15 protein-coding genes are annotated in these 12,764 nt (G+C 70.6%); 4 read left to right on the top strand and 11 right to left on the bottom strand.

The window, feature by feature from the left end; all coding sequences use genetic code 11:
- The 5 genes from ACFFGY_RS13640 to ACFFGY_RS13660 all read right to left on the bottom strand — a co-directional run.
- Window positions 1-931: outer membrane protein (locus tag ACFFGY_RS13640; RefSeq protein ID WP_377045053.1), on the bottom strand; the 931-nt coding region annotated here is incomplete at its 3' end.
- Between the two features lie 237 nt (window positions 932-1,168).
- Window positions 1,169-2,308 (bottom strand): OmpA family protein, encoded by a 1,140-nt coding sequence (locus ACFFGY_RS13645; RefSeq protein ID WP_377045054.1) that lies wholly within the window; start codon window positions 2,306-2,308, stop codon window positions 1,169-1,171.
- A 168-nt stretch (window positions 2,309-2,476) separates the two neighbouring features.
- Window positions 2,477-3,610, bottom strand: coding sequence for a 5-(carboxyamino)imidazole ribonucleotide synthase (locus tag ACFFGY_RS13650; protein ID WP_377045055.1), 1,134 nt, complete (start codon window positions 3,608-3,610; stop codon window positions 2,477-2,479).
- Window positions 3,607-4,062 carry a 5-(carboxyamino)imidazole ribonucleotide mutase gene (purE, locus tag ACFFGY_RS13655; protein WP_377045233.1) on the bottom strand — a complete coding sequence of 152 codons (456 nt, stop codon included), beginning with the start codon at window positions 4,060-4,062 and terminating at the stop codon, window positions 3,607-3,609. Before purE ends, ACFFGY_RS13650 begins: the two co-directional genes overlap by 4 nt.
- Before the next feature lie 41 nt (window positions 4,063-4,103).
- Complete coding sequence (locus ACFFGY_RS13660; RefSeq protein ID WP_377045056.1) at window positions 4,104-4,304, bottom strand: YdcH family protein; 201 nt, start codon at window positions 4,302-4,304, stop codon at window positions 4,104-4,106.
- Between the two features lie 109 nt (window positions 4,305-4,413).
- Here ACFFGY_RS13660 and ACFFGY_RS13665 point away from each other — a divergent pair, with 109 nt between their 5' ends.
- Both ACFFGY_RS13665 and ACFFGY_RS13670 read left to right on the top strand, forming a co-directional pair.
- On the top strand, window positions 4,414-4,590 hold the full coding sequence (locus ACFFGY_RS13665) for a YdcH family protein (protein WP_377045057.1): 177 nt from the start codon (window positions 4,414-4,416) through the stop codon (window positions 4,588-4,590).
- Window positions 4,591-4,745: 155 nt separating this feature from the next.
- Window positions 4,746-5,855, top strand: coding sequence for a DNA topoisomerase IB (locus ACFFGY_RS13670; RefSeq protein WP_377045058.1), 1,110 nt, complete (start codon window positions 4,746-4,748; stop codon window positions 5,853-5,855).
- 39 nt (window positions 5,856-5,894) lie between these two features.
- Here the strand turns inward: ACFFGY_RS13670 and ACFFGY_RS13675 are convergent, their stop codons facing one another.
- The 3 genes from ACFFGY_RS13675 to rpmE all read right to left on the bottom strand — a co-directional run bounded on the left by ACFFGY_RS13675 (window position 5,895) and on the right by rpmE (window position 7,663).
- Window positions 5,895-6,476: a DUF1013 domain-containing protein gene (locus ACFFGY_RS13675; protein WP_377045059.1), complete on the bottom strand. Its 582-nt coding sequence runs from the start codon at window positions 6,474-6,476 to the stop codon at window positions 5,895-5,897.
- 228 nt (window positions 6,477-6,704) lie between these two features.
- The gene (locus ACFFGY_RS13680; RefSeq protein ID WP_377045060.1) at window positions 6,705-7,181 is read right to left on the bottom strand and encodes an Hsp20 family protein; all 477 of its coding nucleotides are present in this window, start codon (window positions 7,179-7,181) and stop codon (window positions 6,705-6,707) included.
- A 254-nt stretch (window positions 7,182-7,435) separates the two neighbouring features.
- On the bottom strand, window positions 7,436-7,663 hold the full coding sequence (gene rpmE, locus ACFFGY_RS13685; protein WP_377045061.1) for a 50S ribosomal protein L31: 228 nt from the start codon (window positions 7,661-7,663) through the stop codon (window positions 7,436-7,438).
- Between the two features lie 219 nt (window positions 7,664-7,882).
- Between rpmE and pdxY the strand changes: the two genes are divergently transcribed.
- A complete protein-coding gene (gene pdxY / locus ACFFGY_RS13690; protein WP_377045062.1) occupies window positions 7,883-8,731 on the top strand; it encodes a pyridoxal kinase PdxY in 849 nt (282 codons plus the stop codon).
- 46 nt (window positions 8,732-8,777) lie between these two features.
- Here the strand turns inward: pdxY and ACFFGY_RS13695 are convergent, their stop codons facing one another.
- From ACFFGY_RS13695 to ACFFGY_RS13705, 3 genes are read right to left on the bottom strand one after another with little or no spacing between them, the layout of a single operon-like run.
- On the bottom strand, window positions 8,778-9,116 hold the full coding sequence (locus ACFFGY_RS13695; protein ID WP_377045063.1) for an EamA family transporter: 339 nt from the start codon (window positions 9,114-9,116) through the stop codon (window positions 8,778-8,780).
- Window positions 9,113-10,108 carry a glycosyltransferase family 2 protein gene (locus ACFFGY_RS13700; protein WP_377045064.1) on the bottom strand — a complete coding sequence of 332 codons (996 nt, stop codon included), beginning with the start codon at window positions 10,106-10,108 and terminating at the stop codon, window positions 9,113-9,115. The genes ACFFGY_RS13695 and ACFFGY_RS13700 overlap by 4 nt, the downstream gene beginning before the upstream one ends.
- 50 nt (window positions 10,109-10,158) lie before the next feature.
- Window positions 10,159-10,908 carry a class I SAM-dependent methyltransferase gene (locus ACFFGY_RS13705; protein WP_377045065.1) on the bottom strand — a complete coding sequence of 250 codons (750 nt, stop codon included), beginning with the start codon at window positions 10,906-10,908 and terminating at the stop codon, window positions 10,159-10,161.
- A gap of 122 nt (window positions 10,909-11,030) precedes the next feature.
- Between ACFFGY_RS13705 and ACFFGY_RS13710 the strand changes: the two genes are divergently transcribed.
- Window positions 11,031-12,656 carry a DUF2339 domain-containing protein gene (locus tag ACFFGY_RS13710; protein WP_377045066.1) on the top strand — a complete coding sequence of 542 codons (1,626 nt, stop codon included), beginning with the start codon at window positions 11,031-11,033 and terminating at the stop codon, window positions 12,654-12,656.
- The last annotated feature ends 108 nt before the right edge of the window (window positions 12,657-12,764 follow it).

Raw genomic sequence — 12,764 nt, forward strand, 5'->3', positions numbered from 1 at the left:
CCGACACTTCGATGCGCGTCACACCGGCGGTGCGGCTGTTCTGCGCCGCCTCGGCAATGATCTGGCGCGCGCGGTCCGTCAGGTCCGAACGATCCCAGTCAAAGAACACGAGGTAGGTGCGGGCAGCTTCCTGCGTCGCCGCCGGGGCAGCGGCAGGCGGCACGGGGGCCGGGGCCGGACGCGGTGCGTTGAAGGCGTAGCGCAGGCCCAGGAACGCCGAGTGGTTGTAGCTGTCGACTTCGGTACGGCCCGTGGCGTAGCCGAAGCGGCCCACCACAACACTGTCCACCTTGGGCGACAGGGTGCCGAGGAAACGGTACTCGGCGGTCACCGACAGGCCAGGCACGGCCGCGACCGGGAAGGCGAGGCCGGCGATGCCCTGGTAGGCGAAGCGGCCGTCGCGGTCATCCGCGGCATAAGCGCCCGTCACGCGGCCGTTGGTGGCGAAGGCCGCACCCACCCGGTGGTACTCGCTCCAAACGTAGCCGGCACCCGCGCCGATGTAGGGAACGACGGGCAGGTACTGCGGAACGAAGCTCGGCAGGGCGAAGTCGTAGAACACGTTGCCCATCGCGCCGTAGGAGCGGATGCTGCCCTGCGAGGCCAGGTTCTGGCGGCCGAAGGTTCGGACCTCATCCACGTTGTTGCGACGATAGTTGCCCTCGACCTCGACCCGCAGACCGTTGCCGAAGCCCCAGCCGACGCTGCCCACCACGCCCCAACCGGGCTCGAAGGTGGTCTTCACCTCACCGTTGGCGGTGCCAAGCAGGGGATTGAGGATACTGTTCGGGCCCCAGAGCGTGTCCTTCGTGCTCTGGAGGCCATTGAAGCCGGCGCCGGCGCCGAAATACAGGCCGCTGACCGGCTGCGCCTGAGCGGCCAGCGGAAGGGCGGCCACGAAGGCGGACAGAAGAAGCTGCTTAAAGGTCAAGAAATGGGATCCCGAGAAGGGCAACTCCCGCCTGTCTTCGTCCTGAAGGAGCGGGACTCGTGCCGTAACGGTGCAATCCTAAAGGGGGCGTAACAAGCTTGTAAGTTCTACCCGACGGGACAGAGAAGCATTTGTGTCACTTGTGACACCCTGTGCTCTCGGGAACACAAAAGGAGAGGGCCGGTCCTTGCGGACCGGCCCTCCCTGGTCAAGCGACGGTTGAGGTCGCCCGCGCGATCAGCGCAGGACGATCTCGACGCGGCGGTTCTGCGGCTCGCGCACGCCGTCGGCGGTGGCGACCAGCGGACGGCTCTCGCCGAAGGCCTGCACCGTCATCTGCGAGCGAGCCACGCCGTTGCGGGCCAGCTCGGCCGCCACGGTGTCGGCGCGGCGCTGCGACAGGCGCTGGTTGTACTGCGGCGTGCCCGAACGGTCGGCGTGGCCCGACACTTCCAGGCGCGTCACGCCGCCCGAACGGCTGTTCTGCGCCGCCTCGGCAATGATCTGGCGCGCGCGGTCCGTCAGGTCCGAACGATCCCAGTCAAAGAACACGAGGTAGGTGCGGGCCGTTTCCTGCGGCGCCGGGGTGGCAACCGGCGGCACGGGGGCCGGGGCCGGACGCGGCGCGTTGAAGGCGTAGCGCAGGCCCAGGAACGCCGAGTGGTTGAAGTTGTCGAGCTCGACCTTGGTGCGGGCCAGGGTCGCGACCGGCTGGCCAGCGGCGTTCACGCGCTCGATCGAGGCGTTCAGGTCGGGCGACAGGGTGCCGAGGAAGCGGTACTCGGCGGTCACCGACAGGCCCGGCACGGCCGCGATCGGGAAGGCGAGGCCGGCGATGCCCTGGTAGGCGAACTGACCGTCGCGATCGTCGAAGTGGATGCGGCTGTTGGTGCCGAAGCGCGCGTTGCCGTTGTTGATGTCGGTCCACTGGTAACCGACGCCGGCGCCGATGTACGGCACGACGGGCAGGTACTGCGGAATGAAGCTCGGCAGGGCGAAGTCGTAGAACACGTTGCCCATCGCGCCGTAGGTGCGCTGGGTGCCGCCGATGCCGTAGCCGCGCACGCCGAAGAGCTGGATGTCGTCGATGTCGTTCTGGCGGTAGTCGCCCTCCGCCTCGAGGCGCAGGCCGTTGCCGAAGCCGTAGCCGACGCTCAGCACGCCGCCGAAGCCGAGCTCGTACTTGGCCTTCAGGCTGTCGTTGGGCAGGCCGCTGCGGACGAGGAAGCTGCTGTCGTCGTCAACGTTGTTGCGGGTGGACTGCACCCAGTTCGCACCGCCGCCACCGGCGATGTACACGCCGGATACGGGCTGTGCCTGGGCGGCCAGCGGCAGCGACACGACGGTCGCCGCGAGCAGCGCCTTACGGAAGCTCATATCGTTCTCCCCTCGATCCCGTTCCGGGCATCGCGCCGCGCACTGAGGAACTCCCCTCGAGTCCGAACACGGCGTGCGATGCTTCTAACACCGTAAGGAGCCGAGTGGAGGCGCATGCGTCACGTTTCCGCATCACTGTGGCGGTTGTGCAACGCAACGATGGCCGGGTCAGATCTGGGCGAAAATCTCGGCGTCCGGCAATCCGGCAAGGGTGCCGACCGGAAGAAGAAGGTTGGCATGACCCATCTTGCGACCGGGCCGCGCCTCGGCCTTGCCGTAGAGCTGTACCACGACATCCGCGGCGCCAACCAGCGCCGGCCAACGCGCCATGCCCTCCGGCCCCACCAGGTTGCGCATTACCGCGTCGGCACGCCGCTCCGTGTCGCCCAGCGGCAGGCCCGCCACGGCGCGGGCATGCTGCTCGAACTGCCCGGCGCGGCAGGCTTCCGGAGTCCAGTGTCCGGAATTATGCGGCCGGGGCGCGATCTCGTTGCCCAGCAGCGTGCCGTCCGGCAGCACGAAGAGTTCCAGCGCCATGACGCCCACCAGGTCCAGCGCCGCCGCCACCCGGGCGGCGTGCTCGCGCGCCGCGGCGGCCACCGCCTCGCTCACCCGGGCCGGGGCGAAGGACAGGTCGAGGATGTGGTGCGCGTGCCGGTTCTCGGTGGCGTCGTAGGTGACGGTGGTGCCGTCCACCCCGCGCACCGCGATGGCCGAAACCTCCATCGCGAAGGGCACGAAGGCTTCCAGGATCAGCGGCCGGGGTGACAGGCGTTCCCAGGCGGCATCGAGGTCCGCGGCGCTGCGCAGCACCGCCTGACCGCGGCCGTCATAGCCCAGGCGCGTGGTCTTCAGCACCGCCGGCAGGCCCAGCGCCACCACGGCCTCGTCCAGCTCCGCCCGGCTGGTGACGGCGCGCCAGGGTGCCACCGAGACGCCGGCCTCGGCCAGGAAGCGCTTTTCCTGCAGGCGGTCCTGGCACACCGACAGGGCGTGCGGCCCGGGGCGGCAGGGCACCAGGCGCGACAACAGCTCCACCGACGCGACCGGGACGTTCTCGAACTCGAAGGTCACCACGTCCACCGCGTGGGCGAAGCGCTCCAGCGCCGCCCTGTCCTCGAAGCCCGCCACGGTGCGGGCGGCCGAAACCTGCATTCCGGGGCTGTCGTCGGCGGGGTCGTAGACGTGGCAGCGGTAGCCCAGCCGGGCCGCGGCCATCGCGGTCATGCGGCCGAGCTGGCCGCCGCCCAGGATGCCGATCGTGGCGTTGGGCGGGAGCGGGGTGTTGCGCCCGGCGCTCAAGCCGGGGTCTCCGCCACGGACTCGCTCTGCCGGCGACGGTAGTTGTCGAGGCGTCCGGCCAGCGCAGGATCGCTCACCGCCAGGATCGCCGCGGCGAGAAGCCCCGCATTCACCGCACCGGCGCGGCCGATGGCCAGCGTGCCGACCGGGATGCCGGCGGGCATCTGGGCGATGGACAGCAGGCTGTCCATGCCCTTCAGCGCGTGGCTTTCCACCGGCACGCCCAGCACCGGCAGCGGCGTCATCGCGGCCGCCATGCCGGGCAGGTGGGCCGCCCCGCCGGCGCCCGCGATCACCACGCGCAGGCCGCGGTCGCGCGCCGTCCGCGCGTAGTCGTAAAGGCGCTCCGGCGTGCGGTGGGCCGAGACGACGCGCGTCTCGTGCGCGATGCCCAGCTCCGTCAGCACGTCGCTGGCGTGGCGCATGGTTTCCCAGTCGGAGCGGCTGCCCATGATCACGCCGACCAGGGGCGGCGTCGTGTCGGCGGTGGTGCTCACGCGATGATGTCCGGAACGATCTGGGATTCCAGCCAGGTGATCTCGTCCTTGAGCTTCAGCTTGCGCTTCTTCAGCCGCTGCATGTGGAGCTGGTCGGTCGGGGCCGTCTCAAGCCGGACGATCACGGAATCGAGGTCACGATGCTCGCTTCGGAGCTCGTGCAGGCGGCGGAGGAGGCTGTCGCGATCGGCGAGCATTCTGGCGGGAACGGTTCCGAAGAGGGGTCGCACGGACGGTCTGCCAGGGCCATAACATGTCCCCGGCGGCCATGACAGCCGCCGAGAACGGGAGAAGGAACAAAGGCTGATGCACAACGCTCCTCGCCTGAGATCGCTTGAGGACCGTCACGCCACGCTCGACGCCAAGTTGTCGGCGGAAGCGCTCCGTCCCAAGCCTGACGAGGCCGAGCTGGCACGCCTGAAAAAGGAAAAGCTCCGTCTCAAGGAGGAGATGGAGCGGCTGCGCTCCGCCGGCAGCGCCTGAGCCTTCCCGTTTCGCGTCCTGCCCGCGGGGGTGCCGTGACCGGTATCCCCTGACGGGGGCAGGCGACCGGCCCGGGCGCCGGCGGCCGCAACCGCGGCACCCCGCCCGGGTTTTGCCTCGCGGGCGCTCTCTCCGCGGCGCCGTGCGAGGAATTCATGCCGCTCGACGATCCGTCCGCCGTACAAACCATCGTGGATCCACGCGACGCGGCGCTCTCGGCCGGGTTGCGCTACGTGTCGGACGAGGCACCCGGGATCACGCGGCGGCGCAGCGGCAAGGGCTTCAGCTACCGCGACAGCAAGGGGCAGCCCGTCAAGGACGAGGCGGTGCTGGAGCGCATCCGCTCGCTCGCCATCCCGCCGGCCTATAAGGACGTGTGGATCTGCCCCCACGCCAACGGCCACATCCAGGCCACCGGGCGCGACGACAAGGGGCGAAAGCAGTACCGCTACCACCAGCGCTGGCGCGAAGTGCGCGACGCCACGAAGTACGAGCACATGGCGGAATTCGCGGCGCTGCTGCCGCAGATCCGCCAGCGGGTGGCCGAGGACATGAAGCGGCCCGGCCTCCAGCGCGAAAAGGTCCTGGCGGTGGTGGTGTCGCTGCTGGAAAACACCCTGATCCGGGTCGGCAACGACGACTATGTCGAGCAGAACGGGTCCTACGGCCTGACCACGCTCCAGAACGAGCACGTGAGCGTGCGGGGCGAGGAGATGCGTTTCTCCTTTCGCGGCAAGAGCGGCAAGGAATGGAAGCTGCGGCACACCGACCGCCGCGTCGCACGCATCGTCAAGGCGTGCCAGGACCTGCCGGGGCAGGAGCTGTTCCAGTACCGCGACGGGGATGGCGAGATCCACGACGTCACCTCGAACGACGTGAACAGCTACCTGCACGAGATCACCGGGCAGAACATCACCGCCAAGGACTTCCGCACCTGGTCCGGCACGGTGCTGGCGGCGCTGGCGCTGCGGGAATTCGAGAAGGTGGACACCCAGGCCGCGGCCAAGAAGAACATCCGCGCCGCGATCGAGAAGGTGGCCTCGCGCCTGGGCAACACGCCGGCGGTGTGCCGGAAGTGCTACGTCCACCCCAACGTGCTGGACTCCTACCTCGCCGGCAGCCTCGTGCTGGAAATCTCCGACGAGGCGCGCAACGAGCTGCGCCACAGGATCGACCAGCTCCGGCCCGAGGAAGCCGCCGTGCTGACCCTGCTGACGCGCCTCAAGGAGAGCGACGCCGCCCCCGAGGCCGGGAAGGCCGGCTGACCCGGCCCTCCCTTCGGATGATCGGCTGGGAAGGGGCGCTCAGTGCGCCTCTTCCTCCTCGTCCTCCACCACCGGCATGTTGGCCGGCGGCGCGCCCGAGCCGCGCTCGGCGGCGGAGGCCACCACGGCGTTGAGCTCGCTCTGGGTGCACAGGCCCAGGATCACCGGGTCGCGTGGCTTGATGGTGGCGGTGTTGATGTGCGTGCGGTCACGGACCTTGGCGATGGTTTCCTTGGTCGTGGCGAGCAGCTTCTCGATCTGAGCGTCGGTCAGCTCCGGGTGGTTGCGCAGCAGCCAGGCGATGCCGTCCGGGCGGTCGGTGCGCTTCGACACGGGGATGTAGCGCGCGCCCTTGCCTCGCTTCTTGGGCAGCGGGATGGCGCTGGTCAGCAGCTTGAGGCGCGTGTCGGGCGAGCCCTCGCAACGCGCGATCTCCTCGCGCGTCAGCTGGCCATTGGCCACCGGGTCGTAGCCCACGATCCCCTGCGCGACCTCGCCATCGGCGATGGCCTGGACCTCGAGCGGGTGCATGCCCACGAAGTCGGCCACCTGGTCGAAGGTCAGCGAGGTCTTGTCGATCAGCCACACGGCGGTGGCCTTGGGCATCAAGGGAGTGGACATCTGGTGAAACCTCTGGAGTGCCCGGCGCGGGGGAGGCCGCGCGTGGTGTCGCGGGGGAGCCCCACCGCCATTCGTTGCCGGCCGATATAGGGAGAGGCGTGGGCCCGGTCAAAGTTTGCCACATTCTTCCCCGGGCTGGGCAGGGATGAAACGAGTGCGGCCGGCGGATCGCTCCGCCGACCGCCCCCGATCTCAGACCCCGACCGGAAGGTCGGGGAGCGGCGTCGTTCAGGCCGCCTGCTGCGAGGCCTCGGCCTCGTTGGCGATCTCGATGGCCTTGGGCGCGCTGCCGGCGATGGCGATGCGGCGGGGCTTCAGGGCCTCGGGCACCTCACGCTTGAGCGACACGTGGAGAAGGCCGTTCTGCATGTCCGCGCCCTGGACCTGGATGTGGTCCGCCAGCACGAAGCGACGCTCGAAGGCGCGGCCCGCAATGCCGCGGTGCAGGTAGCGGCGGCCATCCTCGGCCTCGGGCGCCTTGCCCGCGATGGTCAGGGTGTTGTCCTGGGACGTGATCTCGATGTTATCGGGACCGAAGCCCGCCACCGCCATGGTCAGCACGTAGGCGTCGTCGGCCACGCGCTCGATGTTGTAGGGCGGGTAGGAAGACCCCTCAGACGCGGCGCGGGCCGTGTCGGCCAGGCGGGCCATGCGGTCAAAGCCGATGGCGGTGCGCAGCAGGGGAGAAATGTCGAAAGCGTTCACGGAAAAACCTCCTCGAAAGCAAGGTCCTGCGGATGTTCCGGCCCGTCGTGCCATGCTGCATCCCGCGAGGGCGATGCCCGGTACGTCCGAACCGCGCCGGCGACCCCGATCGGGCATCGCCAACGCCGCAAAGATGGTCGAGGAGAAGGGCGGCTTCAAGGCCCCCGCCAGGGCCGGAAAAGCCGTCTTCCGCGGGGAAAGCGGCCTTCGGTCGTTCAACTGGATGCGAGCCGGCCGGAGCCGGCCCGGACGCCTCAGCCCTTGCGAACGCCGATGCCGGCGAACTTCTTGTTGAACTTGGCGATCTGCCCGCCCGTGTCCACGATGCGCTGCACGCCCGTCCAGGCCGGGTGGGACTTCGGATCGATGTCCAGGCGCAACGTGTCGCCTTCCTTGCCCATGCAGGAACGGGTCTTGAAGGTCGTGCCATCGGTCATGATGACATTGATCTCGTGGTAGTCGGGGTGAATATCGGACTTCATCGGGGTTCTCTGTCGTTTGGCAGTGCCCGATGCCGACCGGGCTTGCGGAAACGCGGCTTCTAGCGGCCGGGGTCCCGCGGCGCAACCCGCCCCGTAGCCCCTCGCGGCCGCGGCCTACTTGTTCGTGGCCCACCCGGTCGTGGCACCGTCCGGGCCCTTCCAACGGCGCCCCTTCCGGGGCAAGCAGGCGCGGTTCCGCTGCTGCCACGGAGGGTCCTGGTGAACATCCTTTCCATCCAGTCCTGGGTCGCCTACGGCCATGTCGGCAACGCTTCCGCCGTGTTCCCGCTCCAGCGCCTGGGCGCCGAGGTCTGGGCGGTCAACACCGTGCAGTTCTCCAACCACACCGGCTACGGCACCTGGCGCGGGCAGGTCTTCGGGGCGGAGCTGATCCGTGACCTCGTGGCCGGCATCGCCGAGCGTGGGGTGCTGGGCAGCTGCGACGCGGTGCTGTCGGGCTACATGGGCGAGGCCGCGATCGGCGAGGCGATCCTGGAGGCCGTGGCCACCGTCCGGGCCGCCAACCCCAAGGCGCTCTACTGCTGCGACCCGGTGATCGGCGACACCGGCCGCGGCGTCTTCGTGCGCCTCGGCATTCCGGAGTTCATGCGCGACCGCGCGGTGCCGCTGGCCGACATCATCACGCCCAACCAGTTCGAGCTGGAGCAGCTGTCGGGCCGCACCGTCACCACGATCGCCGACGCCAAGGCGGCGGTGGTGGCGCTGCAGGCGCGCGGCCCCGGCTGCGTCCTGGTGACCTCGCTGCGGGTGGAGGACACGCCGGCGGACAGCATCGAGATGCTGGCAGCCGAGAAGGGGCACTTCTGGCGGGTCCGCACGCCGCTGCTGCCGATCTCGATCAACGGCGCGGGGGATGCCATCGCGGCGCTGTTCCTGTTCCACCGCCTGCGCTGGGGCGATGCCCGGGTGGCGGTGTCCTCCGCCGCCTCCTCGATCCACGGGCTGCTGAGCCGCACCGCCGAGGCTGGATCGCGCGAGATCCTGACCGTGGCGGCGCAGGACGAGTTCATCCGCCCGAGCCAGACCTTCGTCGCCGAGCCCTGCTGAGGCGTCAGGCACCACCCCGTTTCCGCTGGGGGTCGGCCGGGACCCTTCAGGCGACCGCGGCCAGCAGGGCCACGCCGGCGCAGATCAGCGCCAGCGCCGCGATTTTCGCCGCCCCCAGCGCTTCGCCGAAGCCGAAATGCCCGACCACCGCGGCCACCACGTAGGACACCGCGGTGCAGGGCAGGGCGACGCTCATTGGCAGGCGGCGCAGCGCCACGATGTAGAGCAGCGCCGCCCCGCCGTAGAAGCCCAGGCCGATCACCGTCTGCCAGCGCAGCAGCTGCTGGAGGAAGCCGCCATCCCCCAGCGTCCCGGCCTTGAGCAGCACCTGCCCCAGCAGCGAGGTGGCGATGGCGGCGACCAGGGCCAGCCAGTGGGCCGTCACGGCGCGTCCGACAGCGCGGCCGGCACCTCGCGCCCGGCGGCGGGCTCGGCGCGCAGGATCTCCCGCACCACGCCCTGAGGCTTGCCGTTGGCCGATAGGAAGGCGCGGCCGACATACTCCCCGAGCACGCCCAGCATCACGAACTGCACGCCGGCGATCAGCAGCACCGCCACCATCAGCGAGGCCCAGCCCGAGGGCGTGCCGCTGCTCAGCGCTTCCGCCACCACCAGCACCGCACCGACGAGGCCCAGCACACCCATGGCCAGCCCGGTCAGCCCCGCGAAGCGCAGCGGCTTCACCGAGAAGCTGGTGGCGAGGTTCAGCCACAGCCGGACGAGCCGGCGCATGGTGTAGTTCGACCGGCCCTCGGTGCGGGCGAAGTGCTTCACCTCGATCGAGTCGATGCGCTGGGTGACCTGCATGATCAGCCCGTCGATATAGGGATAGGGGCCGCCGTAGCGGGTGACCTCGCGCACCACCAGCGCCGACATGCAGCGGAAGGAGCTGAGGTACAGGCCGCGCGGCTTGTCCAGCAGCCCGTCCGCCACGCCGTTGGCGAAGCGCGAGCCGAGGTTGCGCCAGGCCGCGTGCTTCTTCTCGGCATAGCGGGTGTAGACCACGTCCCAGTCGCCCAGGCGCGCGTGGTCGTACAGCCGCACCACCTCCTCCGGCGGGTTCTGCAGGTCGTCGTCCATGGTGATGACGTAGCGGCCGCGCGCCTGCCGCAGACCGCTCATGACCGCGTTGTGCTCGCCGAAGTTCCTGGCGTGCTCGACGTAGGTGACCGGCACCGTGGCGCCGGCCACCAGTGCCCGGCACACCGCCCCGGACTCGTCGGGGCTGCCGTCGTTCACCAGCACGATCTCGAGTCCGCCCTCGGGCCGCAGCGCCGACAGCGCCTCCACCAGCAGCCCGACCGTGGCGGCGCCGCGGTACACGGGCACCACGATCGACAGGCCGGGCGCGTGGCGCGGATCAGGCAGGGGCGGCATGGGGGACATCTCTGTGGGAACCTCGGGGGACAGGGGGGGGGGGGCGCCGCTCAGCGGCGGATCGCGGTGACAAGGATGGAGCCGCCGGCCGGGAAGCGGAGCCCGGCGCGGGCGAGCCGTTGCTCGGCGGCATCCACGCCGCCCAGCAGCCGGTCGAGCCAGGGCGGGAAGGGCGCCACGTCGCTCGGCGCGTCGCGGCGCCGGGCCAGCAGCTTGCGCTGCAGCACCATCAGCGGCAGCAGCAGGCTGTTCCAGTAGCGCGCCTCGATCTCGGCGAAGCCGGCCCGACGCAGCAGCCTGTGCGCCTCGGGGGCGGTGTAGCGGCGGGCATTGTGCACCCGCCGGTCATGGGCGGAGTGCAGCCAGCGGAAGGCCGGAAGGTTCAGCACCAGCAGCCCCCCCGGAACCAGGACGCGGTGCAGCTCCTCCAGCATCGCGTCCTCCTCCACGTTGCGGTGGCACAGCACGTCCACCGACACCGCGGCGCGGAAGCAGCGGTCACGGAAGGGCAGGCGGTTGGCGTCGCCGCAGGTCACCGGCGCCAGGGCCTTGCGCGACGCGCGGCGGGCCGCCCCCGCGTCGTAGTCCAACCCCACGAGCTGCAGACCGGGCAGGGCGGTGCGCAGGGCGCGCAAGACGCCGCCGGTGCCGCAGCCGAGGTCGAGCAACGGCTCGCCCGTCGCGCGTGAGGCGACGGCGATCCGCTGCTGCAGCAGCTCGGCCAGGCGGGCATGGGCGGCGCGGTACCACCACATGCCGTCCTCGGCCCGATCCATCAGGGCGTATTCGTCGGCTTCCACGATGCGGCGCAGTTTTTCCGACGCTCACGGCCGCGGCAAGGCAAAGCCGCCTAGTCTCCGCCGCAATCCTCTGGCAAGCCCGATCGGCGCGGCTGGCCGGGAAGCGATGCCGCGACGCACGGATGATGAAGACACCACCGCCCCCGCCGACTTCAAGCATCGTCGCCGATGCCGTTCCGGATACGCTCCGGGACGGTGCCGCACCGGCGCTGCCGAGGCTCGGCCTGGCCTGGCGGGCCTGGTTGATCCGCCTCGCCACGCACCTGCCGGCGGTGCTGTTCCTCGCGACCGTGCTCTCGCCGCCGCTGAACCACGACGTCGCCGCGGTGCTGAACTTTTCCGAACGCTGGCTGGCGGGCGAGCACCTCTACACCGAGCTGATCGACGTCAACCCGCCACTGATCTTCGTGCTGAACCTCGTGCCCGCGGCGATCGCGGCGTGGACGCCGATCGGCAGCGTGGCGGCGCTGCAGCTGTGCCTCGTGGCGCTGGCGGGGCTGAGCCTGTGGCTCTGCGCCCGCCTGCGGCGGGACCGGGTGGAGGGTGTGGCCGAGGCCGCCGTGCTTTCGGCGCTGCTGCCGCTGGCCGCCGTGGTCTCGGGCTACGACTTCGGCCAGCGCGAGGTGCTGATGGCGACGCTGGCGCTGCCCTACGCCATCCTGGCCGCGCGCCGCGCTGACGGGGTGCCGACCGCGCCGCGCCTGCGGCTGGGTGTCGCCGTGATCGCCGCGCTGGGCTTCGCGCTCAAGCCGCATTTCCTGGCGGTGCCGGCGCTGGTGGAGGCCGCGCTGCTGCTGCGCCAGGGGCCCCGGCGCGGCTTCCGCGACCCGGTGCCCTGGGTGATGGCGGGGGTCTGGCTGCTCTACCTCCTCAGCATCCCGGTGCTGTTTCCGGCTTATCTCGGCTACGTCGTGCCGCTGGTCTGGCAGTACTACCTGGACCAGGGCGGGCAGAGCCTGTGGCAGGTGCTGCTGACGCCGCAGATGGGCGCGGCCACGGTGCTGCTGGCGCTGCTGTTGCCCTTTGCCCTGCGGCGTGAGGCCGGCAACCTGTCGCTGGTGCTGGCGCTGTCGGCGACCGGTGCCTTCGCCTCCGCCTGGGTGCAGCACAAGGGCTGGACCTACCACGTCGCGCCGATCCTGATGCTGGGCGGCGTGCTGGCGGGGCTGCTCGCGGCGCGCTGGGTGGACCGCAACCTGCCGCCCGCCGGCGCCCGCCGCGCCGCGCCGGTCCTCGGGCTGGTGGCCGCGGCGGCGCTGGGCTTCGTGGCGGTCCGCGGCGGCGAGGCGCCCTTCCGCGAGATCCAGTTCGCCGACACCAAGGCGGGGCGGCTGACCGCCTGGCTGCGGGGGGAAGCCTATGGTGAGCGGCTGCTGATCCTCAGCCCCGACATCTTCCCGGTCTATCCGGCGCTGAACTACGCCCAGGCACAGTCCACGCTACGCACCATGAACATGTGGCTGCTGCAGGGCGTGTACCGCAGCTGCCCCGCCGACGGTGAGCGCTACCGCCAGCCCTGGGAGATGAGCCGCGCGGAGTTCTTCGTGTACCGCACCGTGGCCGAGGACTTCGCGAAGGCGCCCCCGGCCGCCGTGCTGATTGACCGCAACCCGGGGATTCCCTGGTGCGGGCGCGAGTTCGACTTCGTCGAGTACTTCAGCCGCCACCCCCTCTTCGCGGCGACCTGGCGGCACTACCACCAGCAAGGCGAGATCGAGGGCTACCGTCTCTTCGTGCGCGACGACTGACCGCAGCCGGAACCGCGATCCACGGGGGCGCCGGGCATCCGGTCCGGCGCCGGCCACACCACCATGACCGGAACCGGCGCGAACAGTCGGCCGACACACGAGGAAGAT

The organism is Roseomonas elaeocarpi (assembly GCF_042433915.1).
Lineage (GTDB): Bacteria > Pseudomonadota > Alphaproteobacteria > Acetobacterales > Acetobacteraceae > Roseomonas > Roseomonas elaeocarpi.

Coding starts and splice junctions, on each gene's coding strand:
- ACFFGY_RS13645 (WP_377045054.1), bottom strand. CDS start 2,308: ATGAGCTTCCGTAAGGCGCTGCTCGCGGCGACCGTCGTGTCGCTGCCG.
- purE (WP_377045233.1), bottom strand. CDS start 4,062: ATGGGCAGCCGCTCCGACTGGGAAACCATGCGCCACGCCAGCGACGTG.
- ACFFGY_RS13660 (WP_377045056.1), bottom strand. CDS start 4,304: ATGCTCGCCGATCGCGACAGCCTCCTCCGCCGCCTGCACGAGCTCCGA.
- ACFFGY_RS13665 (WP_377045057.1), top strand. CDS start 4,414: ATGCACAACGCTCCTCGCCTGAGATCGCTTGAGGACCGTCACGCCACG.
- ACFFGY_RS13670 (WP_377045058.1), top strand. CDS start 4,746: ATGCCGCTCGACGATCCGTCCGCCGTACAAACCATCGTGGATCCACGC.
- ACFFGY_RS13675 (WP_377045059.1), bottom strand. CDS start 6,476: ATGTCCACTCCCTTGATGCCCAAGGCCACCGCCGTGTGGCTGATCGAC.
- rpmE (WP_377045061.1), bottom strand. CDS start 7,663: ATGAAGTCCGATATTCACCCCGACTACCACGAGATCAATGTCATCATG.
- ACFFGY_RS13700 (WP_377045064.1), bottom strand. CDS start 10,108: ATGCCGCCCCTGCCTGATCCGCGCCACGCGCCCGGCCTGTCGATCGTG.
- ACFFGY_RS13710 (WP_377045066.1), top strand. CDS start 11,031: ATGATGAAGACACCACCGCCCCCGCCGACTTCAAGCATCGTCGCCGAT.